We start from the raw sequence: 23,611 nt of genomic DNA, 5'->3' as shown, positions 1-23,611 counted from the left end.
CTTCTGCTGATACTTCTGCGCGGCAATTACGATACGGTAGGTAGCGTTATGAAAGCAGACCCGTCCTACCTTGACAAGGCCCCGGGCGCCGGCCGGCCCCGGGACCCGCGCATCGACTCGGCGATCCTGTCGGCGACCGCGGAACTGCTTGTGGAGATCGGCTATTCGAATCTCAGCCTGGCCGCGGTGGCCGAGCGCGCGGGCACCACGAAATCGGCGCTGTACCGCAGGTGGTCGAGCAAGGCCGAGCTGGTGCACGAGGCGGCGTTTCCGACGGCGCCGACCGCGCTGGAATCCCCGGCCGGTGACATCGCCGCCGACGTCCGGATGATGATCGCGGCCACCCGCGATGTGTTCACCACGCCGGTGGTGCGGGCCGCGCTGCCCGGGTTGGTGGCCGACATGACGGCCGATCCCGATCTCAATGCGAGGGTGATGGCGCGATTCACCGACCTGTTCATCGCGGTCCGGGTGCGATTGCGCGAGGCCGTCGACCGCGGTGAGGCGCACTCCGAGGTGGATCCGGACCGGTTGATCGAGCTGATCGGGGGAGCGACGATGCTGCGGATGCTGTTGCGCCCTGACGAAAAGCTGGACGATGCGTGGGTGGATCAAACCACCGCAATCGTCGTGCATGGGGTAACGGGATGACGGGGCGGCTTGCGGGCCGGGCCGCAATCGTCACCGGCGCCAGCCGCGGCCTGGGCAGGGCGATCGCGCTGGCGCTCGCGGCCGAAGGCGCGGCCGTGGCCGTCGCCGGGCGCACCGAAAAGGTGTGGGACGACCGATTGCCGGGAACCATCGGTGAGACGGTCGCCGAGGTCGAGGCGGCCGGCGGACGCGCGGTGGCCGTGCGTGCCGATCTGACCGACCGCGACGACATCGCCCGGTTGGTGGATGCGGCCCGAGAAGCGTTGGGCCCCATCACAGTTCTGGTCAACAACGCCGCCTTCACCGCGCCCGGCCGTCCGCCGGGGGGACAAGGGCGCCCCAAGCCGCCGGCCCAGGCCGCAAAGCCCGCATCTGCCGGCGCAAAGCCCGACTGGCCAGGTTTCGTCAGCACACCCCTGCACGCGTTTCGGCGGCACTTCGAGATCGCGGTCTTTGCCGCCTACGAGCTGATGCAGTTGGTGTGCCCGGACATGATCGACGCGGGTGGCGGCTCCATCGTCAACATCACGTCGGTCGCGTCCCGGATGCCCGGCGACGGGCCCTACGCCGACCGCAGCGGCGGAGTCCTGCCGGGTTACGGCGGGTCCAAGGCGGCGCTCGAGCACCTCACTCAGTGCGCGGCGTTCGATCTCGCCGACCACAACATCGCGGTCAACGCGTTAGCGCCGTCGAAGCCGATACTTACGCCGGGCCTGGCGTACTACGCTCGCGAGTTTGTTGATACCGCCCCGGCGGATGAATTCGCCCGGGCCGCAGTGCAGTTGGCGCTGGTGGACCCGCGCGATGTTACCGGGCGCACGATCGGCCATCGCGAGGTCCTGGACGGCAGCTTCCGTCCGTTCACATTCGGCTAGCCACCGTCCTCCTCGGGCGGGTCAGGATCGCCGCGGAGAAGTTCGTCGGGGTGATGAGCATGGTTGATTTCGGGCGGGCCGCTGCCGTCCGTCCAGCCGAGTCGCCCGTTTTCGGTGACGACGGTGTGCCATTCGCCCCGACTTGCCCCGCCGTGGTCGCAACCGCAAGCGAAAAACAGCTTGTCCGCATCCGTGCGGCCATCCGCCATCCAGTCCGGCGCGTGGTGCACCTCGCAGTGATAGCCCGATTCCAGGCAGTTGGGGCGGGTGCAGCCACGGTCGCGCGCATAGCAGATGAGTCTCTGATCGGCTGTGGCGATGCGCTTTTGGCGGCCCAGATACAGCGGCCGGCCGGTGTGCTCGTCGAACACGGCCAGATAGTGAATTGCTTTGGCGGCCAGGCGGATCAGGTCCGGCATGGGCAGCCTGGAACCGCCACCGGTTCGCGCCGGCGCGGGCATCGGGACCGATGCGTTGGACGCCGCGTGTGCAGCCCGGTCGAGTTCGGCCAGGGTGGTGGTGGCGATCACCGTGACGGGATGGCCACGGTGCTGGCCGAGCCCACCGGACGAGATCGCCGTCTCCATACCTAACTTGAATGCGTCGTGGCGGCGCTGGGCGGGCGTGCGCTCGTCGCGCGCTTCGGCAGCGGCATCGGCACCGTTTTCGGGGTCGGCCGAGCCGTCCGGTTGATGGCGGCCGGGCCGCACCGCCGCGTCGACGGCTTCGAAGTACGCACGGGCCTCGGGGTCGAGCCAGCCCTGCAGCCGGGACATGCCGTCGGCTCCCTGCGCGCCCAGCTGCAGCCCGCGGCGGCGGGCGCGGTCGGCGTCGGTGAAAAGGCCGTCGGGATTGAGGTAGTCCGCGATGCGCTGCCCCAGCTTCGTGATCACGCCGGCATCGAGCTTGTTCGCGTGTTGGACCAACGTGCGTTCGGCATCTGCCGCGTCGCTGGGCGAAACGCAGGCCGGCAGCACGTCGATCGCGCGGCATACCGCGCGGATGTGGTCCTCGCCGACCGCGCCCGCTTGCACCGCGTCTGCCAATTCCGGCAACTCGGGCGCCAGCGGCGGCCCGGTCAGCGAGCGCCGCGGTCGAATCCTCGCCGCCAGCCTGAAGCGGCGCGTGATCTCTTGCGGGGTGATGCGCAGCCGTGCCCAGAGCGCGTCGCGTACCGCGGGCATGAACCCGGTCCCGTCCGGCGGGTCGGCGATTTCTCCGAAGAAGCGATACATCAGCCCGCGGTTGACGCGGTCCTGGGTTTCCAGCCGTTCGGCGACGTCGACGCGGAAGTCGTTGCCGACCACATCCGAGGGGATCTCGCGCAGCACCAGGTGGGCGGCATCGATCGCGTCCAGGGCGGCGCCGATCCGCTCGCGTGCCTGCTCGTCGCTGATCCGGATACCCATGGGCACCATCCTATCGAACAGACATTCGAATCCAACCGAGTTCACGCAGCTAGCTAGCGCTTTGTGGATGAAATGCTGACTGTGGATAACCTGGCGTCACGCCTGCCGGGCATGCAAGTATCGACATGCAAACTAGGAAAGCCTGTGCCGCAGAGGGCGGCAGGCAAACCGGTCGAGTGGTGTGCCAATGCCCGACAAGCCGACGGGGCGCGTTGTTGCGCTGATCGTGCTGCTGATCGTTGTCGCCGCTGCCCTGCGCGGATATCTTCCGGCCAGCGCAAGAGCGGCGCACGCCGAATCGGGCCCCAACCGGGTGGCGTTCGTCTTCGTCGTTGCGGCTCTGAGCGTGACGCTCGCGCTGGTCGCGTTCGCGGTCATCGCGCGATTGCGGGATCCACGCGCGATTGCGCCCTACAACCGGGACCTGTCCGAAATGCTCGGCACCGGCAGGGGTCGGCCGAACTGGCGCGTGTTGCTGATCGGACTCGCCGTGATCGTGGCCTGGTTGCTCATCGCGATGCTGGTGTCCCGAGCGCTTCCGCACGGCGTGGCTCCGCCCCCACAGACCCCGGCACCCAGCGCACCCCCGACGGCGCAAGTCAATCCGCAGCCGCCCCCGCCGCAGCGCCCGCAACACGACAACGGGGACATGTACGGAATCCTCCTGGCCACCACCGTCCCGATGCTGTTGATCATCGTCGCGGGGTCGGCCGTCATGTCCCGGCGGCGGTGGAGGGCCTCCGCACCGGGCACGGTCGTCAATGACTACACCGACGATGACATCGAGCCCGCGGCACCCAAACCCTCGGAATCGCTTGTGCGAGCGGCCGAACTCGGGCTCGCCGAGATCGGTGACCTCAATCGCGAACCGCGCGAGGCCATCATCGCGTGCTACGCCGCGATGGAAAGCGAGCTCGCGAATGTTCCGGGCGCCGCCCCTCAGGATTTCGACACCCCGACCGAGGTACTGGGCCGAGCCGTCGAACACCATGCGCTGCACGCGGATAACGCGGTGCAGCTGGTGAACCTGTTCGAAGAAGCACGATTCAGTCCGCATGTGATGAACGAGGGACATCGTGACGTAGCGGTACAGGTGCTGCGGCTCGTCCTTGCCGAGTTGCGGAGTCCGGCATGAAAAGGCTTATTTCCCTGGGCGTTTGCCTTATCGTCGGTGTTGAGCTGCTGGCGCTGATCGTGCACGATCGCCGCTTCGTGTTGGTGGCCTCCGGAGTCGCTTTGGCGTTGATCCTGCTCAGCGTCCGGCGTGTCCTGGCGCACGGGACGCGATCCATGGCCGAGCCGGATGCCGACGATCTGGGCGATTCGTTGCGCCGGTGGCTCGCCACCACCGAGACCACCATCCGCTGGTCGGAGTCCACCCGATCCGACTGGGACAGGCATCTGCGCCCGATACTTGCGCGGCGGTATGAAATGGCAACGGGCCAAAGGCAAGCCAAAGATCCGGCGGGTTTTCACTCGACAGGCCAAATGCTGTTCGGCGACGAATTGTGGGAATGGGTGAATCCCAACAATGTCGTGCGCGGCGGTGACCACCGGCCCGGTCCGGGCCGCGCGACGTTCGAAGAGATTCTCCGGAGGCTGGAAGAGGTATGAGAGGAAGAGGTGTGAGAGGAAAGGTATGACAGCGGATATGACACGGATATGACACTGATATGACGACCATGCCGGCCGCGACGACCACCGCGCACTGCGAGGCGGTGCTCGACGAAATCGAACGCGTGGTGGTGGGAAAGCGCGCCGCACTCACGCTGATCCTCACCGCGGTGCTCGCGCGCGGCCACGTGCTCATCGAAGACCTGCCGGGCCTCGGCAAGACGCTGATCGCCAGGTCCTTTGCCGCGGCGCTGGGGCTGCGATTCACCCGGGTGCAGTTCACGCCGGATCTGCTGCCCGCCGACCTGCTGGGCTCGACGATCTACGATATGCAGTCGGGGCGCTTCGCGTTCCGCGCCGGGCCCATCTTCACGAACCTCTTGCTCGCCGACGAGATCAACCGCACGCCGCCGAAGACCCAGGCGGCCCTGCTGGAGGCGATGGCCGAAGGCCAGGTAAGCATCGACGGCGAAACCCATAAGCTGCCAACGCCATTCATCGTTCTGGCAACCGACAATCCGATCGAGTACGAGGGCACGTATCCGTTGCCGGAGGCGCAGCTGGATCGCTTCGCGATCCGGCTCGAACTGCGATACCTCTCCGAGCGTGACGAGACCTCGATGCTGCGCCGACGGCTGGAGCGCGGTTCGGCCGAGCCGACCGTCAGTCAGGTTGTGGACGCGCCCGATCTGCTGGCGATGCGCGAATCGGTCGAGCAGGTGACGGTGCACGAGGACGTCTTGCATTACGTGGTGTCCCTGGCCAACGCCACCCGGCACCACCCGCAGGTCGCCGTCGGCGCCAGCCCCCGCGCGGAACTCGATCTGGTTCAACTCGCCCGTGCCCGTGCACTATTGCTCGGCCGGGACTACGTGATCCCCGAGGACGTCAAGGCGCTGGCCACCGCGGCGGTCGCGCACCGCATCACGCTGCGGCCGGAGATGTGGGTGCGGAAAGTGCAGGGCGTCGACATCATCGAAGAACTGCTGCGGCGATTGCCGGTGCCCCGGGCACGAGGGGGCACCGGATGAGTCCGACTGGATAAGAGAAGTGACCGAAGGCCATGAAGTCCAGTTTCGCTGGCGTCCATCGCAATTGACGCGTGCGATCGCGACGTGCGCCTTGGTTGCGCTCGCGGCCGCCGTGATCGGGGCGCGTTGGCAGCTGATCGCATTCGCGGCGCCGCTGCTGGGTGTGCTGTGCTCGATCAGCTGGCAGCGCCCGGTGCCGACGCTGCAGGTACACGGCGAACCCGACGTGCAGCGATGTTTCGAAAACGAGCAGGCACGAGTGACCGTTTGGGTAACACAGGGAGCCGACGGTGCATCTGCGGTCGAGCTCACGGTGGTCGGCGTCGAAGGCATGCAGCTCGAAGTTCTCGACACGGATTCCCGCGACGCGAAAACGGTTGCGGCTACCGCGCAACGCTGGGGGCGCTACCCCGTCCGGGCGCGCATCGAAGTGATCGCGCGCGGCGGGCTGCTCGCGGGGACGGCCACCGTCGACGCCGCCGACGTCCTGGTGTTTCCGCTGACGCCGCCGCAGTCGACGCCGATCCCGCAGACCGAGCTGCTCGACCGCCTGGGCGCCCACCTCACCCGGCATATCGGACCGGGCGTCGAATACGCCGACATTCGCGCCTACGTGCCCGGCGATCAGCTGCGGGCGGTGAACTGGCCGGTGAGCGCGCGCCGCGGGCATTTGCATGTCACCGAGCGGTTGACCGACCGCGCCGCCGACGTGGTGGTGCTGATAGACACCTACCGGCAGCCGGCGGGCCCGGCAACCGACGCCACCGAGCGGACGGTCCGGGGGGCGGCGCAGGTGGTGCAGACGGCGTTGCGACACGGCGATCGCGCGGGAATCGTCGCGCTGGGCGGCAACCGGCCGCGCTGGCTCGGCGCCGACATCGGGCAGCGCCAGTTCTATCGGGTGCTCGATACCGTGCTGGGTGCCGGCGAGCGATTCGAAAACACCACTGGCACACTGGCGCCGCGCGCCGCGGTTCCCGCGGGAGCGATCGTCATCGCGTTCTCCACGCTGCTGGACACCGAATTCGCGCTGGCGCTGATCGACCTGCGCAGACGAGGCCATGTCGTCGTCGCCGTCGACATCCTCGATAGCTCCCCGTTTCAGGACGAGCAGGACGCCCTGGTGGATCGGATCTGGGCGCTGCAGCGATCCGCCATGTATCGCGACATGGCCACCCTCGGCGTCGACATTGTCTCCTGGCGAGGCGATCGCAGCTTGGATCAGTCGATGGGTGTACTGCCGGACCGGCGCCGCCGGGTGCGGGGACGGCTGCGGGTGTAGCAGTGCCACGCCCAGCCTTAACACTCACCGCCTCAACGGTTTTCGGCCTGCTGATGGTGGGCCTGGTCGCGGTTGGATCCCATGGACCGGCGGCTGTGGCCGGGGTGCTGGCACTGCTTGCCGTGGCCGTGGGAGTGCTCGCTCGACCCGCCGCCACTGTCGCGGTGCTGCTGGTGGTCGCCGTGATCGTGCTGTCCGACCCGCAGGAGGTGCTCACCGCGCTGTCGGGGCTCTGCGCGGCGGCCTATCTGGTAAGCCGCCACGCGGGCGGCAGGTCCACCCGTGTCGTGTTAGGCAGCTGGCCGACAGTTGTTGCCGCCGTGGGGTTTACCCTCGCTGGGATCGTCGCGACGTCGTTCCCGCTGCAGTTGCCGTGGTTGCCGCTGGCCGCGCCGTTGGGGGTACTGGCGATCTACCTGTTGGCCACCCGGCCGTTTCTGGGTATAACTCGCGACTAACCGGCGCCCGCGGCGAAGTGGAGCAGCTGCGCCGCGTGATCGGTCAGATCGAGCAACGGCTGCGGGAAGATCCCCAAGACCACTGTTACCGCCGCACATACCGCGATCGCGGCCTTACTCAGGATGCCCGGGGTTACCACTCGCGGCGTGTCGTCGGTCGGTTCGGTGAAGAACATCGACACGATCACCCGCACATAGAAGTAGGCGGCGATCCCGCTCGCGATCACACCGATGACCACCAGGGGCACCGCGCCGCCCTGCGCGGCGGCCTTGAACACCGCGAGCTTGCTGACGAATCCACTGGTCAGCGGAATGCCCGCAAAGGCCAACAGAAACATCGAAAGCATCACTCCCACAATGGGTGAGCGCTGTCCGAGCCCGGCCCAGTGCGAGAGGTCGGCATCCTCGACGCCGTCCGCGTTGCGGATCAGGCCGACGATGGCGAACGCACCGACTGTGCTGAAGCTGTACGCGACGAGGTAGAACAACGTCGCGGAGAGACCCGCGTGGTTGTCGGCGATAACGCCGGTGAGGATGAACCCGACGTGTGCGACCGACGAATAGGCCAGCATCCGCTTGACGTCCGTCTGATTCACCGCGGTGATCGTGCCGACCGCCATGGTCAGGATCGAGATCGTCCACAGCACCGGCCGCCACTGATCGTGCAGCGGGGGCAACGCGACGTAGACCACCCGGAGCAGCGCGCCGAACGCCGCGACCTTGGTGGCCGCGGCCATGAAGCCGGTGATCGGTGTGGGCGCGCCCTGGTAGACGTCGGGAATCCACGAGTGGAACGGGACCGCGCCGACCTTGAACAACAACCCGACCGACAACAGGGCGACGCCGACCAACGCCATCGAGCTATCGCCATGAGCCGCAAGAGCTTCGCGGATGCCGGGCAGCGTGAGCGTGCCCGTCGCGCCGTAGAGCAGCGCAACACCGTAGAGGAAGAATGCCGAGGAGAAGGCGCCCAGCAGGAAGTACTTCATCGACGCTTCCTGGGACAGCAGCCGACGATGACGGGCCAGCCCGCACATCAGGTACAGCGGCAGCGATAGCACCTCGAGCGCGACGAACATCGTCAGCAGATCGTTGGAGGCGGGGAAGACCATCATGCCGCCGACGGAGAGCATCAACAGCGGAAAGAGTTCCGTCTGGGCGACGCCGGCCCGCTCGGCCTCGCGCTCGATTTCGCTTCCTGGCACCGCGGACGCCTGCGGGGCAAAGGAATCCAGGCCCCCCGAATTCAAGCCGCCCGCGACGGCCGCCTTGCTATCCGACGCAACACTTTCCGACGCAACGCTTTCCGACGTGACCGCGCTGCGTTCGGCGATGAAGATCACCGCCATCACCGCGACCAGCAGGATGGTGCCCTGCAGGAAGAGAGTCGGCCGATCGATGGCCATCGCTCCGAGTACCGCGCTGTGACCGGACGCTGGAGTCGACTCGCTCACCTCGATCGCCGCGAAGAATGCGGCGAGCAGGCCGCCAAGGGCGAGCGTCACCTGGGCGCCGTAGCGAATCCGCCTGGGCAAGAACGCCTCCACCAGGACACCGGCCACCGCGACGCCGAAAACGATGAAGATCGGGCACAGCAGGAAGTACTCGACACTGGGGGCGGGGAGAGTCATCGGTGCGGTCCTTCGGCTGTCCTGGGCGCGGTACCTGCCGGGGCACCGGGTGGCACCTTCGGTGCGGGATCATGCTGTCCGATGGTGGTCATGGTGTTCTCGACCGCGGGATTTATGACGTCCAGGACCGGCTTGGGGTAGACGCCGAGAACGATCAGCAGCGCGATCAACGGTGCCACGACGATCATTTCGCGTGGCGCCAGATCGCGGATCCGTTCGTTGTCGCGCGCCACCGGCCCGGTCATCATGCGCTGATAGAGCCAGAGCATGTAGATGGCCGAGAGGACCAGCGCGGTGACCCCGAACGCCGCCGCCAGCCAGTACCGGTTGAAAGTTCCCAGCAGGACCAGGAATTCGCTGATGAACGGGGCCAGCCCGGGCAGCGACAGGGTGGCCATGGCCGACACCAGGAACGTGCCGGCCAGGATCGGGGCCACCTTCTGCACGCCGCCGTAGTCGGCGATGGCCCGGCTGCCGTGCCGTGCTATCAGGAAGCCCGCGATCAAGAAGACCGCGGCGGTGGACAATCCGTGGTTGAGCATGTACAGCGTCGAGCCGCTCTGGCCCTGGCTGGTCATCACGAAGATGCCCAGGATGATGAAGCCGAAGTGCGAGATGGAGGTGTAGGCGATCAGACGCATGATGTCGGCCTGACCGATCGCCACCACCGCACCGTAGATCACGCCGATGACGGCCAGCACGATGATCAGCGGGCGGAAGTACGTTGAGGCGCTGGGGAACAGCTGCAGGCAGTAGCGCAGCATGCCGAAGGTGCCGACCTTGTCCATCACCGCCATCATCAGCACCGCGGTCGCGGGTGTGGCCTCTACCGCGGCGTCGGGAAGCCAACGGTGGAACGGCCACAGGGGGGCCTTGATCGCGAACGCGAACATGAAGCCCAGGAACAGCGCCTTGATCACCGCGGGGTCGGCGCTGTAACGGCCGGACGCGAAGCCGGCCACGATGTCGCGGAAGTCGAACGAGCCCGAACCGTGCTGCGCGGTCACCACGTACAGCCCGATGACGGCCGCGAGCATGATCAGGCCGCCGAACAGGTTGTACAGCAAGAACTTCACCGCGGCGCGGGACCGCCCGGGGCCCTGACCGAAGCCGCCGATGAGGAAGTACATCGGGATGAGCATGGCCTCGAAGAACACGTAGAACAGCAGGACGTCCAGCGCTATGACCGAGATCAACACCATCGACTCGATGGCAAGTGTCAGTGCGACGTAGGCGTGCACGCCGCGGGTGCGCTCGCCGCCGTCGTTCCAGCCGGCCACCAGCAGCAGCGGAATCAGCACCGTGGTCAGCAGCACCAGCACCACCGCGATGCCGTCCACGCCGAGGCTGTACCCGGCGCCGAAGGCCGGTATCCAGCGGTGGCTTTCGACGAATTGGTAAGGCGCGCCACCCGCCTTAAAACCCATCGCAATCACGACCGACACCGCCAGCGTCGCAACGCTGACCACCAGGCCGCTCCACTTGGCGAGCCGCCGCAGTCCCGGTGGCATCAGGATGATCAGCACCGCACCCGCCAGCGGCACCAGCCACAGCACGCTCAGCCACGGCACGTTGGGTAGGAAAGGTCCGCTCACCACAGCCGCACCGCCAGGATCAGCGCCGCCACCAGCACGGCGCCCGTCAGCATCGACAACGCGTAGTTGCGGGCGAAGCCGGTTTGCAGTCCCCGCAGGCGATTCGAGGTCGCGCTGACGAGAGCCGCCAGCGCGTTGACCGAGCCGTCGACGCCCGCGTTGTCGACCTCGACCAGCGCCGAAGTCAGTTGCGCGCCTGGGCGCATGAACACCTCCTCGTTGAAGGCATCGCCGTAGAGGTCGGCGCGTGCGGCGGCGGTGAGGCCCGAGACACGGACGGGAGCCACGCGCGGGATCGGCGCCCGGGCGTACATGCGGTAGGCCACCGCGATACCGACGGCGACCACACCCAACGCCAGGGCGGTACTGACCCAGACCGGGATGGCGTGGGTCACTTCCTCGTGCGCCCCGACCACCGGTTGCAGCCAGTGCTGCAGGGTGCCGCCGATGGCGAACAGCCCGCCCGAGAACACCGACCCGACGGCGAGCAGGATCATTGGCCACGTCATCACGGCCGGTGCCTCGTGCGGATGGGCACCCGGCGCCCAACGCTTTTCACCGAAAAAGGTCATCAGCATGACCCGCGTCATATAGAACGCGGTAATCCCGGCGCCAAGCAGCGCGGCCCCGCCCAGCAGGTACCCGCGGGCGCCGCCGGCGCCCAGGGCCGCCTCGATGATGGCGTCCTTGGAGAAGAAGCCCGCAAACGGCGGAACCCCGATGATCGCCAGATATCCCAGCCCGAACGTGGCGAACGTGATCGGCAGCGCGGCGCGCAGGCCGCCGTAGCGGCGCATGTCCTGCTCTTCGTGCATCGCATGGATCACCGCGCCGGAGCCGAGGAACAACCCGGCCTTGAAGAAACCGTGGGTGAGCAGGTGCATGATGGCGAACGCGTAGCCGGCCGGGCCCAAGCCGGCGGCCAGGACCATGTAGCCGATCTGGCTGATCGTCGATGCGGCGAGCGCGCGTTTGATGTCGTCCTTGGCGCAGCCGATGATCGCACCGAACAACAGGGTCACCGCGCCGACGATGACGACCGCCTGCTGCGCGTCGGGCGCCAGGTTGTACAGCGGATTGGACCGCACGATCAGGTACACCCCGGCGGTCACCATGGTCGCCGCGTGGATCAGCGCGGACACCGGTGTGGGACCCTCCATCGCGTCCCCCAGCCAGGCCTGCAGCGGAACCTGCGCGGACTTGGCGCACGCGCCGAGAAGCAGCAGCAGGCCCATCGCGGTCAGTGCGCCACGCCCTGCGGCTGGTGCGCCGGCGAATACTCCGGCGTACGACAGCGTGCCGAAGGTGCTGAACATCAAGAACATTCCCAATGCCAGACCGGCATCACCGACCCGGTTCATGACGAACGCCTTCTTGGCCGCCGTGGCCGCCGACGGCTTGTGATACCAGAACCCGATCAACAGGTAGGACGCCAGGCCGACGCCTTCCCATCCGACGTAGAGCACAACGTAGTTGTCCGCGACCACCAGCAGCAGCATCGAAGCCAGAAACAGGTTGAGGTAGCCGAAGAACCGGCGGCGATCCGGGTCCTCGGCCATATAGCCGACCGAATAGATGTGGATCAGCGAGCCGACGCCGGAGATCAGCAGCACGAAACACATGGACAGTTGGTCGATCTGCAGCCCGAAGTCGATTGAGAGTTGCCCGACCGGAATCCAGCTGAACACCTTCTGATGGATGACGCGGTCGGCTTCGCTTCGTCCGACCATTTCGGCGAGCAGCGTCACGCCCACCCCGAACGCGGCGAGCGCGGCGATGCAGCCCAGCAGGTGGCCCCACGCGTCGGTGCGCCTGCCGCCGAACAGCAAGATCGCGGCGCCGGCCAGTGGCAGCGCCACGATCAGCCAGGCGAAGTGTGTCCCCAAAGAATTAATCACGGTGGCGTTCTTAGCCTTTGAGTAGGTTCGCGTCGTCGACCGACGCCGATTTGCGGGCACGGAAAATGGTCATGATGATGGCCAGGCCGATGACGACTTCGCAGGCGGCCACCACCATCGTGAAGAACGCGATCATCTGGCCGTCCAGGTGGCCGTGCATCCGCGCGAAGGTGACGAACGCCAGGTTGACGGCGTTGAGCATCAGCTCGACGCACATGAACATCACGATGGCGTTGCGACGCATCAGCACGCCGGCTGCCCCGATGGTGAACAGCAACGCCGAAAGATAAAGATAGTTGGCCGGATTCACGACTTACCGCCTGTGATCGGAGTCTTCTTGCCGTCGGCTCCGCGGCTTTCCAGCATGCGCGACACCGACAATGGCGAATACGAGCCGTCCGGCAGCATCGCGGCCACGTCGACCGCGTTGTGACGTGCGTACACGCCCGGGTTGGGCATCGGGGTGGGATGCCCACCGGCGCGGAAGCGCTCCTGCGAGAGCTCCCGCTGCGTCTTGCGCCGCTCGAAACGCTCGCGGTGGGCCAGCACCATCGCCCCGACCGCGGCGGTGATCAGCAGGGCGCTGGTCAACTCGAAGGCCCACAGGTATCGCGAAAAGATCAGCGCCGCCAGGCCTTCGACGTTTCCGTTGGCGTTGGCGGTAGTCAGCCCGGTGAATCCGCCGACGGCGACGTTGCCGATGGCGGCGATCAGCAAGACGCCGAACCCGACACCCGTTATCACCGCCGCGACGCGCTGCCCCCGCAGCGTCTCCTTCAGGGATTCCGCGGAGTCGACGCCGATCAGCATCAGCACGAATAGGAACAGCATCATCACCGCGCCGGTGTAGACCACGACTTGAACGACACCCAAGAACAGCGCGTCCTGGACCATGTAGAACACCGCCAGGATGATCATCGTCATCGCCAGGAACATCGCCGAGTACACGGCGTTGACGGACAGCACCACCCCCAGCGCGCCCAGCACCGCCAGCGCACCCAATACCCAGAACGTCACCGCTTCACCCGTGGAGGTGCGGGTGATGGTGTCTTGCGCCAAATTCTGCGCAACATTCTGCGCAACATTAGAAGCCAGATTCGTGGCCAGCACCGCGTTCACCGGCTGTCCCCGCCGTTGTCGTTGTGGCCATTGTGGTTCTGGCGCAACCCATTCGGGCCCACATTGCCCTGGTAGTAGTCCTTGTCGGTGGCACCGTCGGCTCTGGGGTGCGGCGGCGCAGTCATTTCCGGCAGCAGCGGCGCGAGGAGCCGGTCCTTCTCGTAGATCAGGTCGGCGCGGTTGTCATCGGCCATCTCGTAGTCGTTGGTCATGGTTAGCGCCCGGGTCGGGCAGGCCTCGATGCACAGGCCGCAGCCGATGCAGCGCAGATAGTTGATCTGGTACACCCGGCCGTAGCGTTCCCCCGGCGAAAAGCGGGCCTCGTCGGTGTTGTCCGCGCCCTCGACGTAGATGGCGTCGGCCGGGCAGGCCCAGGCGCACAACTCGCAGCCGATGCACTTCTCCAGGCCGTCCGGATACCGGTTGAGTTGATGACGGCCGTGGTAGCGCGGTGCAACCGGGCCCGGCTTCTCCGGGTACTCCTCGGTGACCCGCTTTTTGAACATCGAGCCAAACGTCACGCCGAACCCGGCGACGGCATCCAAGAATTTAGCCACGTACTTTCTCCTTGCCCGGCAGCGGTGGTGTCGGGAATGCCGGTGCTGTGCCGATGCTTTCCGAGCTTTCCGGACGCCGCTTGCGGAGCTGGCGTGCCAGCGCGCCCGAACCCGGGGTGCTGAACGGCCTTTGCAGCGACAGCACCAGCAGCGCGGCGACGACAGAGCTGCTGACCACCAACACCGGCGTCCAGTGCTGGAAGCCCTGGTTGCTCGCCGACCGGATCACGGCTGCGATCATCACCCACACCAACGAGACGGGAATGAGCAACTTCCAGCCCAGCCCCATGAACTGGTCGTAGCGCAGCCGGGGCAGGGAAGCCCGCAGCCACATGTAGATGAACATGAAGGTCCACAACTTGGCGACGTACCACAGCACGGGCCACCAACCGGTGTTTGCGCCCGGCCACATATTGAACGGCCAGGGAGCATGCCAGCCGCCGAGGAACATGACCGTGGCGAGCGACGAAACCGTCATCATGTTGACGTACTCGGCCAGCATGAACATCGCGAACTTCAGCGACGAGTATTCGGTGTGAAAGCCGGCGACGAGTTCACCCTCGGCCTCGGGCAAATCGAATGGGGCGCGGTTGGTTTCGCCCACCATGGAGATCAGGTAGATCACGAACGACGGCAGCAGCAGGAAGATGTACCAGACCCGATCCTGGGCGGCCACGATCTCCGAGGTCGACATCGACCCGGCGTAAAGGAACACAGCCGCGAACGACAGGCCCATCGCGACCTCGTATGAGATGACCTGGGCCGTGGACCGTACCCCGCCGAGTAGCGGGTAGGTGGAGCCCGACGCCCAGCCGCCCAGCACGATGCCGTACACACCGATCGCCGAGAGGCCCAGGATGAACAGCACCGCGACGGGCAGGTCGGTGAGCTGCAACGGTGTGCGGTGGCCGAACACCGACACCTCCGGCCCGAACGGAATGAACGCGAAGGCGGTGAACGCGGGGATCACCGAAAAGACCGGCGCCGCAAAGTAGACGAACTTGTCTGTGCCGCCGGGGGTGATGCTTTCCTTGAGCGCCAGCTTGATTCCGTCGGCCAGGCTCTGCAGGGCGCCCCACGGCCCTGCCCGGTTGGGGCCGGGCCGCAGCTGCATCCAGCCGAGAATCTTGCGTTCGAGCAGGATCGCAACGAGCACGTTCAACATCAGGAAGACGAAGATGGCCAGCGCCTTGCCCAGCACGAGCCACCATGGGTCGTGCCCGAAGGCCGTCATCGCCGTGGTCGTCATGCGTCCGCTCCGGTCTTCGCGCCGATTTTCGCGCCGATTTTCACAACGGCGCCGAGGGTTACGCCCAACTGCCGGTGCACGGCCGAACCGGGGGAGTTCAGCGGGAGCCACACCACCCGGTCGGGCATGTCGGTGACGTTGAGCGGCAACGTGATTGACCCGCGCGGCGTGCTGACGGTGACGGCGTCACCTTCGGCGGCGCCGATCTCGGCGGCGGTATCGGCCGAAAGCCGCACCACGGGTGCGCGCGCCGTCCCGGCCAGATGCGGCTCCCCGTCCTGCAGCCGACCGCTGTCCAGCAGCATCCGCCAGCCGGTCAGCACGGCCTCGCCCTGGCCCGGTTGGGCCGGTTGCGGGCTCGCGACCTGTGGGCCTGCGGCGTGCTTGCCGCCCCACGCGCCCAGCCCGGACATCTCCTCGCGCGCCGCTTCGACGCTCGTCACATTCAGGTAGACGCCCATTTCGTCGGCCAGCGCGTCCAGTACCCGGTGGTCCGATTGGCGGGCTTGCTGCGTGGTGCCGTGCAGCGCGGGGCCGAATTCCCGGTGGCGGCCCTCCCAGTTGACGAACGCGCCGGCCTTCTGCGTCGTCGATGCGACCGGAAAGACGACGTCGGCGCGTTCGGTGACGGCGCTGTGCCGCAACTCGAGGCTGACCACGAAGCCGGCGGCGTCCAGCGCGGCCAGCACCGCGTCCGGATCGGCGAAGTCGGCCGGTTCGACACCGCCGACCAGCAGCGCGCCCAGCGTCCCATCCGCGGCCGCGGCCACAATGCCCTCGGCGTCACGCCCAGGGGCAGAAGGCAATTCGTCGACATGCCACGCCGCGGCAACCTGCTCGCGGGCGGTGTCGTCGGCAACAGGGCGGCCACCGGGCAGCAGCGTGGGCAGCGCGCCCGCGTCCAGCGCACCACGTTCCCCGGCCCGCCGCGGCACCCACACCAGCCGCGCTCCCGTGGCTTCGGCGAGCCGGGCCGCCGCCGAGAATCCGCCGGGCACACTGGCCAGGCGTTCCCCGACCATGATGACCGCGCCCGGACTGGACAGCAGGTCCCCGATCTCTCCGGTGGCCAGGCCGTCCAGCGTCGAAGCTTCGCCGCCCGGAACGGTTTTGAGCAACCGGCCGGACATCTTGGTCAGTGCGCGGGTGGCGAACGGGGCGACGGCGTATATCGGAACACCGTTCTTGCGGGCCGCCTTGCGCAGCCGCAGGAACACGATGGGCGACTCGTCTTCCGGCTCGAAGCCGACCAGCAGCACCGCCGGCGCCGACTCCAGATCGGAATAGCTGACGGTCACCGGCCGCCCCGCGACGCGGGCGGCGAGGAAGTCGGCTTCCTCGGCCGAATGCGGGCGGGCCCGGAAGTCGATGTCGTTGGTGTCCAACACCATTCGCGCGAACTTCGAATACGCGTAGGCGTCTTCCCAGGTTGCGCGGCCGCCGACCAGCACGCCGGTGCGTCGCCGGGCCGCCTCGAGGCCCTGGGCCGCGGCCACCATCGCATGTGACCAGGACGCCGGTTGCAGCGTGCCGTCGGCGTCCCGGATCAGGGGTGTGGCAATCACGTCGGGCTGGGTGGCGTAGGTGAAGGCCCACCGGCCCTTGTCGCAGTTCCACTCCTCGTTGACTTCGGGGTCGTCGCCGGCCAACCGACGCAGCACCTTGCCGCGGCGGTGGTCGGTGCGCTGTGCGCACCCCGACGCGCAGTGCTCACACACGCTGGGGCTGGAGACCAGGTCGAACGGGCGGGCCCGGAATCGGTAGGCCATCCCGGTCAGCGCGCCCACCGGGCAGATCTGCACCGTGTTGCCCGAGAAGTACGAGTCGAACGGCTCGTTGGCGTAGATGCCGACCTGCTGCAGGGCGCCCCGCTCCTGCATGTCGATGAACGGATCCCCGGCGATCTGCTCGGAGAACCGGGTGCAGCGGGCGCACAGGATGCAGCGCTCGCGGTCCAGCAGCACCTGCGAGGAGATGTTGATCGGCTTGGCGAAGGTGCGCTTGACATCGGTGTAGCGAGAATCGGCGCGGCCGTTGGACATTGCCTGGTTCTGCAGCGGGCATTCACCGCCCTTGTCGCACATCGGGCAGTCCAGCGGATGGTTGATCAGCAGCAGCTCCATCACGCCGTGCTGCGCCTTGTCGGCGGCCTCGGAGGTCAGCTGCGTCCGCACCACCATGTCATCGGTGGCCACGGTGGTGCACGACGCCATCGGCTTGCGCTGCCCCTCCACCTCGACGAGGCACTGCCGGCAGGCGCCGACGGGATCCAGCAGCGGGTGATCGCAGAACCGGGGGATCTGGATGCCCATCAATTCGGCGGCGCGGATCACCAGAGTTCCCTTGGGAACACTGATTTCGACGCCGTCGATGGTCAGTGTCACCATCTCGGGCTTGCTCACCTGGTTTTCGGTGTCGGCCGCCTGAGTCATTGAGCTAGCTACCTCCGTTGGCCGTCAGCATGGACGCTCGGGGATCGAAGGGGCAACCGCCGCCTTCGACGTGCGCGACGTACTCGTCGCGGAAATGCTGGATCGACGACATCACCGGGCTGGCGGCGCCATCGCCCAACGCGCAGAACGACTTTCCCAGGATGGTGTCGGAAATGTCGGACAGCTTGTCGATGTCCTCGTGGGTGCCCTTGCCGGTTTCCAGTCGCTCGTAGATCTTGTCCAGCCAGAAGGTGCCCTCTCGGCACGGCGTGCATTTCCCGCACGACTCGTGCTTGTAGAACTCGGTCCAGCGGCGCACCGCACGCACCACGCAGGTGGTCTCGTCGAAGATCTCCAGCGCCTTGGTGCCCAGCATCGAGCCGGCCCCGCCCACGCCCTCGTAGTCCAGCGGCACGTCGAGGTGCTCGTCGGTGAGCAGCGGAGTCGAGGACCCACCGGGCGTCCAGAACTTGAGCCGGTGCCCGGCGCGCACCCCGCCGGCGTAGGCGAGCAACTCGCGCAACGTGATTCCCAGCGGCGCCTCGTACTGGCCCGGTCGGGTGACATGCCCGGACAGCGAATACAGCGTGAAGCCAGGCGATTTCTCGCTGCCCATCGACCGGAACCATTCGACCCCGTTGAGGATGATCGACGGCACGCTGGCGATCGTCTCGACGTTATTGATCACCGTGGGGCAGCCGTACAGCCCGGCCACCGCGGGAAACGGCGGCCGCAACCGGGGCTGGCCGCGCCGGCCCTCCAGCGAGTCGAGCAGCGCGGTTTCCTCGCCGCAGATGTAGGCGCCGGCGCCGGCGTGTACGACCAACTCCAGGTCGTAGCCGGACCCGGCGATGTCGCGACCCAGATAACCGGCGGCGTAGGCCTCGGCGACCGCGTTCTGCAGGCGGCGCAGCACCGGTAGCACCTCGCCGCGCACGTAGATGAACGCATGGCTGGCCCGGATCGCGTAGGCGGCGATGATGACGCCCTCGACGAGCACATGCGGCGTCGCCAGCATCAGCGGAATGTCTTTGCACGTACCGGGTTCCGACTCGTCGGCATTGACCACCAGGTAGTGCGGCTTGGCGGCAGCCCCGGTGTCGCCCTGCGGGATGAACGACCACTTCGTGCCGGTGGAGAAGCCCGCGCCGCCCCGTCCGCGCAGCCCGGAGTCCTTGACGGTGCCCATCACCGCGTCGGGCTCCATGGCCAGGGCCTTCTTCATCGCCTGGTAGCCGTCATGGCGGTGATAGGTGTCCAACGTCCAGGACTCGGGGTCGTCCCAGTAGCGGCTGATCACGGGGGTGAGCGGCGTTGCCTGCACCGTAGGACCGGCCATCAGCGCTCCTCCCCGGGCGCCGGCGGCGCCTGCATGTCGAGTTCCTTCGCCACCTTCAGGCCGGCCAGCGTCGCGGCGCCGGCGCCGCCCTGACCCTGGTCGGGGCGCTCGTCGGGCAGGCCCGCCAGGATGCGTGAGGTTTCGCGGAAGGGACACAGCGGGGCGCCGCGGGTGGGCGGCGCGGGGTTACCCTCGCGCAGCGAGTCGACGAGTTCGCGTGCCGACTCCGGCGTCTGGTTGTCGAAGAACTCCCAGTTGACCATCACCACCGGCGCGAAATCGCAAGCGGCATTGCACTCGATGTGTTGCAGCGTGACCTTGCCGTCCGGGGTGGTCTGGTCGTTGCGGACGCCGAGGTGGTTCACCAACGCCTCGAAAATGGCGTCGCCACCCATCACCGCGCACAGCGTGTTGGTGCAGACGCCGACGAGGTAGTCGCCGGTGGGGCCGCGGCGGTACATCGTGTAGAAGCTCGCGACCGCCGACACCTCGGCTCCCGTCAATCCCAGTTGCTCGCCGCAGAACTCGAGTCCCGCGGGCGTCAGGTACGAGTCCTCGGACTGCACCAGGTGCAGCAGCGGCAGCAGCGCCGAGCGCTTGTTCGGATAGCGACCGATGATCTCCTTGGCGTCGACCTCAAGCCGCGCGCGCACCTCCGCTGAATACGATTGCGGCGCACCCTCAACGACGAATTGGCTGGGTTCTTCGGGGGGTGGTCCGAGCCGGATGAAGACGCGCTCCCCGCCGCTGCTACCGACTTCGGGCACCGTCATCGGTCGACCCCGCCCATCACGGGGTCGATGCTCGCGACCGCGGTGATCAGATCGGCGACCATCCCGCCCTCGCACATCGCGGCGACCGACTGCAGGTTGGTGAAGGACGGGTCCCGGTAATGCACGCGGTAGGGGCGGGTGCCGCCGTCGCTGACCATGTGCACGCCCAGCTCGCCGCGCGGCGATTCCACCGAGACGTAAACCTGGCCCGCCGGAACGCGAATGCCCTCCGTGACCAGTTTGAAGTGATGTATCAACGCCTCCATCGAGCTGCCCATGATCTTTGCGATGTGCTCTTCGGAGTTGCCCATGCCGTCGGGCCCGACCTTCAGGTCGGCCGGCCAGGCGATCTTGCGGTCGTCGACCATGATCGGCCCGGGCCGCAGCTTGTCCAAACACTGTTCGACGATCTTGATCGACTCCCACATCTCCTTGACGCGAATCATGTAGCGCCCGTAAGCATCACACGTGTCGTCGGTGATCACGTCGAATTCGTAATTTTCGTATCCGCAGTAGGGTTCGCTCTTGCGCAGGTCGTGCGGTAGGCCGGTCGCGCGCAGGATGGGGCCGGTGATGCCCAGCGCCATGCAGCCGGCCAGATCCAGGTAGCCAACGCCCTGGGTGCGCGCTTTCCAGATGGCGTTCTCGTTGAGCAGATCGCCCATGTCGCGCAGGGGCTTCTTGAGTTCCTCGAGGGCTGCGGCGATTTCGGTTTCCGCGTTGGGGGGCAGGTCCTGCGCGACACCGCCGGGCCGGATGTAGGCGCTGTTCATCCGCAGCCCGCTGATCGATTCGAACAAGTTCAGGACGATCTCGCGCCCGCGGAAGCCGACGAACATGGGGGTCATGGCCCCCAGCTCCATGCCACCGGTCGCCAGGGCGACCAGATGCGACGAGATCCGGTTGAGCTCCATCATCATGACGCGGATGACGTTGACCCGCTCCGGAATCTCGTCGGTGATGCCGAGCAGCTTCTCCACGCCCAGGCAGTAGGCGGTCTCGTTGAAAAACGGTGCCAGGTAATCCATTCGGGTCACGAAGGTGACGCCCTGCGTCCAGTAGCGGTACTCGAGGTTCTTCTCGATTCCGGTGTGCAGGTAGCCGATTCCGCAGCGGGCCTCGGTGACGGTCTCGCCTTCGATTTCGAGGATCAGCCGCAACACGCCGTGGGTGGACGGGTGCTGGGGTCCCATGTTGACGATGATGCGTTCCCCGGGGTCGGCCTCGCGGGCGGCGTCGACGACCTTCTCCCAGTCCTGGCCGCCGGCAACCACGATCGTCTCGGCGGCGCCGTCATCGTGCGTCGAATCAGTGATAGTGCTCATCAGTTGTAGGCTCTCCGCTCATCGGGCGGGGGTATCTGCGCGCCTTTGTATTCCACGGGAATCCCGCCGAGTGGGTAGTCCTTGCGTTGCGGATGCCCGTGCCAGTCGTCGGGCATCTCGATGCGGGTGAGCGACGGGTGCCCGTCGAAGATGATGCCGAAGAAGTCGTAGGTCTCGCGCTCGTGCCAGTCGTTGGTCGGGTAGACCGAAAACAGCGACGGGATGTGTGGATCACTATCCGGCGCAGACACTTCCAGTCGGACGCGCCGATTGTGCGTGATCGACTGCAGCGGGTAGACGGCGTGCAGCTCGCGCCCGGTCTCGTGCGGATAATGCACCCCGCTGACGCCGAGGCAGAGCTCGAAGCGCAGGTGGGGTTCGTCGCGAAGGCGCTGGGCGACCTGCGGCAGCAGCTCCCGGCGCACGTGCAGGGTCAGTTCGTCGCGGTACACCACGACTTTCTCGATGGCGTCTTCGAATTCGATGTCGCCGGACTCGAGCGCTTGCGCGAGCCCATCGACGACGTCGTCGAAGTAGCCGCCGTAGGGCCGGGGGCTGCTGCCCGGCAGCGTGACCTCGCGCACCAGCCGCCCGTACCCGGACGTGTCACCGGTCCCGGACGCGCCGAACATGCCGCGGCGAACGTTGATGACTTCCTCACCGGGAGCGGGGACGGACCCGCCCACCTCGCTGGCGGCTACCTTCGGGTCGTGATCCGGTGAGCTCATCGCAGCAGTCCACGCATCTCGATCGTCGGCCTGACCGCCAGGGCCGCCTCCTCGGCTTCGGCGATGGCACGCTCGCGGTTGACGCCGAGCGGCATTTCCTGAATCTTCTCGTGCAGCTTGAGGATTGCGTGCAGCAGCATCTCCGGCCGCGGGGGACACCCGGGGAGGTAGATGTCCACCGGAACGAGGTGGTCCACCCCCTGCACGACCGCGTAGTTGTTGAACATCCCGCCCGACGACGCGCAGACACCCATGGCCAGCACCCATTTCGGCTCGGCCATCTGGTCGTAGATCTGCCGCAGCACCGGCGCCATCTTCTGACTGACCCGCCCGGCAACGATCATCAGATCGGCTTGCCGCGGCGTCGCGGAGAAGCGCTCCATCCCGAAGCGTGCGATGTCGAATCGCGGCCCCGCCGTCGCCATCATCTCGATCGCGCAGCACGCCAAACCGAACGTAGCCGGCCACAAAGAGTTCTTGCGGACATAACCCGCGACCTTCTCGACGGTAGACAGCAGGATCCCGCCGGGGAGTTGTTCTTCCAGGCCCACGTCTTACCTCAATCCCACGTCAGGCCGCCGCGGCGCCACACGTAGGCGTACGCCACAAAGACCGTGAGCATGAACACCACCATCTCGACCAGCGCGAACGTCCCCAGGGCGTCGTAGCTGACCGCCCACGGATACAAGAACACGATCTCGATGTCGAAGATGATGAACAGCATTGCGGTCAGGTAATACTTCACCGGGAACCGCTGCCCGGGCCTCGCCTCCGGACCGCTCACCGACGATTCGGTGGGTTCGATCCCACACTCGTACGCGGCCAGCTTGGACTTGTTGTAGCGCGACGGGCCGACCAGGCTCGCGATCGCGACCGAGCCGACGGCGAACGCGGCGGCGATCGCGCCTAGCACCAGGATGGGTATGTAGACGTTCAACTCGCTCCATGATCCGTCGTGTGGGCCGCCTCGATGCTGAGTGGCGGCCGGCGGTAACCGGGCTGCTGTGACGAACCGGGTCTGGAGTGCGCCACAGTGACTTTCAACATAGCGTCGCCAGCGCGGGCGCACGTGCCCGGGGTGCTGCTATTTGCCCGGTCTTAACGTCCCCGCATCAGGGCGCGTCGTCGCCGGGGTGCTAAGCGACCGCCCACACGGCCTAGATTTCCGTGTCGGCGCAGGTGGGAGCGGTAATTGCTAGTGAGTGGGCGTGCGCAGCAGGCCCAGTGCCGTCCGGCCCAGCACAATCGGGTCGAGCGGATGCGGGACCGCGGCCTCGGCGCGCGACCAGCTGGCCAGCCACGCATCGTCCGGGCGCCCCGTGAGGACCAGGATCGGTGGGCAGTTCGCGAGTTCGTCTTTGAGTTGCTTGGCGATGCCCATGCCGCCGGTCGGGGTCGCCTCGCCGTCGAGGATGGCCAAGTCGATGCCGCCCTCGTCCATCGTGCGGATCACCATCGGGCCCGTCGCCACCTCGACATAGCTCAGCTCCGGCAGATCCGGGTGCAGCCGCTTGCCCAGCGCCCGCATCACTTGGTCGCGCGTGTGGGCGTTGTTGCTGTAGACGAGGATCCGCAGGGCCTCGCTGGATTCGGTATTGGGGCTCGAGGCGGGCACGGTGCAGATGCTACTGGTGCCGCGGCGGTC

Annotated in this window: 22 protein-coding genes and 1 pseudogene; 7 read left to right on the top strand and 16 right to left on the bottom strand. The window is 67.0% G+C overall.

Annotation, left to right across the window (positions count from 1 at the left end; genetic code table 11):
• Window positions 1-48: 48 nt before the first annotated feature.
• Together A5744_RS21800 and A5744_RS21795 are read left to right on the top strand one after the other, a co-directional pair.
• A complete protein-coding gene (locus tag A5744_RS21800; RefSeq protein WP_076064454.1) occupies window positions 49-651 on the top strand; it encodes a TetR/AcrR family transcriptional regulator in 603 nt (200 codons plus the stop codon).
• Entirely contained in the window at window positions 648-1,526 is an 879-nt protein-coding gene (locus tag A5744_RS21795; protein ID WP_076064453.1) for an SDR family NAD(P)-dependent oxidoreductase, read from the top strand. Before A5744_RS21800 ends, A5744_RS21795 begins: the two co-directional genes overlap by 4 nt.
• On the opposite strand, the gene A5744_RS21790 is transcribed toward A5744_RS21795, so the two are convergent.
• On the bottom strand, window positions 1,523-2,935 hold the full coding sequence (locus tag A5744_RS21790; RefSeq protein WP_076064452.1) for a 13E12 repeat family protein: 1,413 nt from the start codon (window positions 2,933-2,935) through the stop codon (window positions 1,523-1,525). The genes A5744_RS21795 and A5744_RS21790 overlap by 4 nt on opposite strands.
• A gap of 187 nt (window positions 2,936-3,122) precedes the next feature.
• Here A5744_RS21790 and A5744_RS21785 point away from each other — a divergent pair, with 187 nt between their 5' ends.
• Genes A5744_RS21785 through A5744_RS21765 form a run of 5 tightly spaced genes read left to right on the top strand, consistent with a single transcriptional unit; the run spans window position 3,123 to window position 7,320 of the window.
• The gene (locus A5744_RS21785) at window positions 3,123-4,070 is read left to right on the top strand and encodes a DUF4129 domain-containing protein (RefSeq protein ID WP_076064451.1); all 948 of its coding nucleotides are present in this window, start codon (window positions 3,123-3,125) and stop codon (window positions 4,068-4,070) included.
• A complete protein-coding gene (locus A5744_RS21780; RefSeq protein ID WP_076064450.1) occupies window positions 4,067-4,549 on the top strand; it encodes a hypothetical protein in 483 nt (160 codons plus the stop codon). The genes A5744_RS21785 and A5744_RS21780 overlap by 4 nt, the downstream gene beginning before the upstream one ends.
• 59 nt (window positions 4,550-4,608) lie before the next feature.
• Window positions 4,609-5,580 (top strand): MoxR family ATPase, encoded by a 972-nt coding sequence (locus A5744_RS21775; RefSeq protein WP_076064449.1) that lies wholly within the window; start codon window positions 4,609-4,611, stop codon window positions 5,578-5,580.
• 19 nt (window positions 5,581-5,599) lie between these two features.
• Window positions 5,600-6,862: a DUF58 domain-containing protein gene (locus A5744_RS21770; RefSeq protein WP_076064448.1), complete on the top strand. Its 1,263-nt coding sequence runs from the start codon at window positions 5,600-5,602 to the stop codon at window positions 6,860-6,862.
• Between the two features lie 53 nt (window positions 6,863-6,915).
• A complete protein-coding gene (locus tag A5744_RS21765) occupies window positions 6,916-7,320 on the top strand; it encodes a hypothetical protein (RefSeq protein WP_076064447.1) in 405 nt (134 codons plus the stop codon).
• Here A5744_RS21765 and nuoN read toward each other — a convergent pair.
• From nuoN to A5744_RS21690, 15 genes and pseudogenes are all read right to left on the bottom strand, one after another.
• Window positions 7,317-8,951 (bottom strand): NADH-quinone oxidoreductase subunit NuoN, encoded by a 1,635-nt coding sequence (gene nuoN, locus A5744_RS21760; RefSeq protein WP_076064446.1) that lies wholly within the window; start codon window positions 8,949-8,951, stop codon window positions 7,317-7,319. The two genes, A5744_RS21765 and nuoN, sit on opposite strands and share 4 nt — an antisense overlap.
• Window positions 8,948-10,546 (bottom strand): NADH-quinone oxidoreductase subunit M, encoded by a 1,599-nt coding sequence (locus tag A5744_RS21755; RefSeq protein ID WP_076064542.1) that lies wholly within the window; start codon window positions 10,544-10,546, stop codon window positions 8,948-8,950. Before A5744_RS21755 ends, nuoN begins: the two co-directional genes overlap by 4 nt.
• The gene (nuoL, locus tag A5744_RS21750) at window positions 10,543-12,444 is read right to left on the bottom strand and encodes an NADH-quinone oxidoreductase subunit L (protein WP_076064445.1); all 1,902 of its coding nucleotides are present in this window, start codon (window positions 12,442-12,444) and stop codon (window positions 10,543-10,545) included. The genes A5744_RS21755 and nuoL overlap by 4 nt, the downstream gene beginning before the upstream one ends.
• Window positions 12,445-12,454: 10 nt before the next feature.
• Window positions 12,455-12,754, bottom strand: coding sequence for an NADH-quinone oxidoreductase subunit NuoK (gene nuoK, locus A5744_RS21745; RefSeq protein WP_076064444.1), 300 nt, complete (start codon window positions 12,752-12,754; stop codon window positions 12,455-12,457).
• Window positions 12,751-13,539 carry an NADH-quinone oxidoreductase subunit J gene (locus tag A5744_RS21740; protein WP_076064541.1) on the bottom strand — a complete coding sequence of 263 codons (789 nt, stop codon included), beginning with the start codon at window positions 13,537-13,539 and terminating at the stop codon, window positions 12,751-12,753. The genes nuoK and A5744_RS21740 overlap by 4 nt, the downstream gene beginning before the upstream one ends.
• A gap of 20 nt (window positions 13,540-13,559) precedes the next feature.
• A pseudogene (gene nuoI, locus A5744_RS21735) lies at window positions 13,560-14,132 on the bottom strand (NADH-quinone oxidoreductase subunit NuoI); the annotation flags it as partial.
• Entirely contained in the window at window positions 14,113-15,354 is a 1,242-nt protein-coding gene (gene nuoH, locus A5744_RS21730) for an NADH-quinone oxidoreductase subunit NuoH (RefSeq protein ID WP_076064540.1), read from the bottom strand. The pseudogene nuoI and the gene nuoH, both read right to left, overlap by 20 nt.
• 11 nt (window positions 15,355-15,365) lie before the next feature.
• The gene (locus A5744_RS21725; RefSeq protein ID WP_076064442.1) at window positions 15,366-17,801 is read right to left on the bottom strand and encodes an NADH-quinone oxidoreductase subunit G; all 2,436 of its coding nucleotides are present in this window, start codon (window positions 17,799-17,801) and stop codon (window positions 15,366-15,368) included.
• A 4-nt stretch (window positions 17,802-17,805) separates the two neighbouring features.
• On the bottom strand, window positions 17,806-19,140 hold the full coding sequence (nuoF, locus tag A5744_RS21720) for an NADH-quinone oxidoreductase subunit NuoF (RefSeq protein WP_076064441.1): 1,335 nt from the start codon (window positions 19,138-19,140) through the stop codon (window positions 17,806-17,808).
• Complete coding sequence (gene nuoE, locus A5744_RS21715) at window positions 19,140-19,913, bottom strand: NADH-quinone oxidoreductase subunit NuoE (protein ID WP_076064440.1); 774 nt, start codon at window positions 19,911-19,913, stop codon at window positions 19,140-19,142. Before nuoE ends, nuoF begins: the two co-directional genes overlap by 1 nt.
• On the bottom strand, window positions 19,910-21,238 hold the full coding sequence (nuoD, locus tag A5744_RS21710; protein WP_076064439.1) for an NADH dehydrogenase (quinone) subunit D: 1,329 nt from the start codon (window positions 21,236-21,238) through the stop codon (window positions 19,910-19,912). Before nuoD ends, nuoE begins: the two co-directional genes overlap by 4 nt.
• Window positions 21,238-21,966, bottom strand: coding sequence for an NADH-quinone oxidoreductase subunit C (locus tag A5744_RS21705; RefSeq protein WP_076064438.1), 729 nt, complete (start codon window positions 21,964-21,966; stop codon window positions 21,238-21,240). Before A5744_RS21705 ends, nuoD begins: the two co-directional genes overlap by 1 nt.
• Complete coding sequence (locus A5744_RS21700) at window positions 21,963-22,517, bottom strand: NADH-quinone oxidoreductase subunit B (protein WP_076064437.1); 555 nt, start codon at window positions 22,515-22,517, stop codon at window positions 21,963-21,965. The genes A5744_RS21705 and A5744_RS21700 overlap by 4 nt, the downstream gene beginning before the upstream one ends.
• A gap of 8 nt (window positions 22,518-22,525) precedes the next feature.
• A complete protein-coding gene (locus A5744_RS21695) occupies window positions 22,526-22,903 on the bottom strand; it encodes an NADH-quinone oxidoreductase subunit A (protein ID WP_076064436.1) in 378 nt (125 codons plus the stop codon).
• A 258-nt stretch (window positions 22,904-23,161) separates the two neighbouring features.
• Window positions 23,162-23,581 (bottom strand): response regulator transcription factor, encoded by a 420-nt coding sequence (locus tag A5744_RS21690; RefSeq protein ID WP_076064435.1) that lies wholly within the window; start codon window positions 23,579-23,581, stop codon window positions 23,162-23,164.
• Between the last annotated feature and the right edge of the window lie 30 nt (window positions 23,582-23,611).

This window comes from Mycobacterium sp. IS-1264 (assembly GCF_001954195.1).
Lineage (GTDB): Bacteria > Actinomycetota > Actinomycetes > Mycobacteriales > Mycobacteriaceae > Mycobacterium.
The sequence above is the reverse complement of the archived record's forward strand: the minus strand, read 5'-3'. Positions and strand labels throughout refer to the sequence as shown.

Bases quoted from the DNA above. Each gene is read 5' to 3' on its own strand.
- nuoD (WP_076064439.1), bottom strand. From the start codon at position 21,238: ATGAGCACTATCACTGATTCGACGCACGATGACGGCGCCGCCGAGACG.
- A5744_RS21705 (WP_076064438.1), bottom strand. From the start codon at position 21,966: ATGAGCTCACCGGATCACGACCCGAAGGTAGCCGCCAGCGAGGTGGGC.
- nuoH (WP_076064540.1), bottom strand. From the start codon at position 15,354: ATGACGGCCTTCGGGCACGACCCATGGTGGCTCGTGCTGGGCAAGGCG.
- nuoE (WP_076064440.1), bottom strand. From the start codon at position 19,913: ATGACGGTGCCCGAAGTCGGTAGCAGCGGCGGGGAGCGCGTCTTCATC.
- nuoF (WP_076064441.1), bottom strand. From the start codon at position 19,140: ATGGCCGGTCCTACGGTGCAGGCAACGCCGCTCACCCCCGTGATCAGC.
- nuoN (WP_076064446.1), bottom strand. From the start codon at position 8,951: ATGACTCTCCCCGCCCCCAGTGTCGAGTACTTCCTGCTGTGCCCGATC.
- A5744_RS21790 (WP_076064452.1), bottom strand. From the start codon at position 2,935: ATGGGTATCCGGATCAGCGACGAGCAGGCACGCGAGCGGATCGGCGCC.
- A5744_RS21765 (WP_076064447.1), top strand. From the start codon at position 6,916: ATGGTGGGCCTGGTCGCGGTTGGATCCCATGGACCGGCGGCTGTGGCC.
- A5744_RS21725 (WP_076064442.1), bottom strand. From the start codon at position 17,801: ATGACTCAGGCGGCCGACACCGAAAACCAGGTGAGCAAGCCCGAGATG.
- A5744_RS21785 (WP_076064451.1), top strand. From the start codon at position 3,123: ATGCCCGACAAGCCGACGGGGCGCGTTGTTGCGCTGATCGTGCTGCTG.
- A5744_RS21775 (WP_076064449.1), top strand. From the start codon at position 4,609: ATGACGACCATGCCGGCCGCGACGACCACCGCGCACTGCGAGGCGGTG.
- A5744_RS21800 (WP_076064454.1), top strand. From the start codon at position 49: ATGAAAGCAGACCCGTCCTACCTTGACAAGGCCCCGGGCGCCGGCCGG.
- A5744_RS21780 (WP_076064450.1), top strand. From the start codon at position 4,067: ATGAAAAGGCTTATTTCCCTGGGCGTTTGCCTTATCGTCGGTGTTGAG.
- A5744_RS21795 (WP_076064453.1), top strand. From the start codon at position 648: ATGACGGGGCGGCTTGCGGGCCGGGCCGCAATCGTCACCGGCGCCAGC.